The 506-nt window shown below is 37.4% G+C and carries 1 protein-coding gene; it reads right to left on the bottom strand.

All coding sequences use genetic code 11. From position 1 onward, the window contains the following. A partial coding sequence (locus ACS8FD_RS24895) for a DUF1971 domain-containing protein (protein WP_439277811.1) occupies window positions 1–121 on the bottom strand: 121 nt, incomplete at its 3' end. Window positions 122–506 lie beyond the last annotated feature (385 nt).

The raw sequence follows: 506 nt of genomic DNA, 5'->3' as shown, positions 1-506 counted from the left end.
GACCATATACGCCCTCAGCGGTATTGTGATGTGTGAGCAGAGCTTTAGGCACTTTATCTTTGGTAAAGAAATGCGTAGAGCGTTTTATTTTCCAGTGGCTGGGAATGACTTGCTGATTCATAGTGACTCCTTAATAAGTTATCAGTATTTTACATATTGAATAATTATCATTTACCTCATTATAGCTTAAAGATGAATGAATAAAGTCCTCCTTTAGTAGTACTAGTCGTAGTCTTAAACGCATAAAATATACTGCTTTTGCTCAATAGGTATGCTCGCTTTTTATTGCTAACTTATCTCCATCACAATTATTTAAAACTATCTAGTTTTATGGCGGAGGATATGAGATATGCATGCAAAAGAGCTGCTTGAGATGGAACGCCGTGAAATAAGAGCGCTGCATTATACGTGGATTGCTTTTTTTCTAACCTTTTATGTTTGGTTTAATATGGCTCCGCTAGCCACTTCTATGCTAGCGACTGAGAGCTACTTGACCCCTGATCATA

It is taken from the genome of Psychrobacter sp. 1U2 (assembly GCF_051847575.1).
The sequence above is the reverse complement of the archived record's forward strand: the minus strand, read 5'-3'. Positions and strand labels throughout refer to the sequence as shown.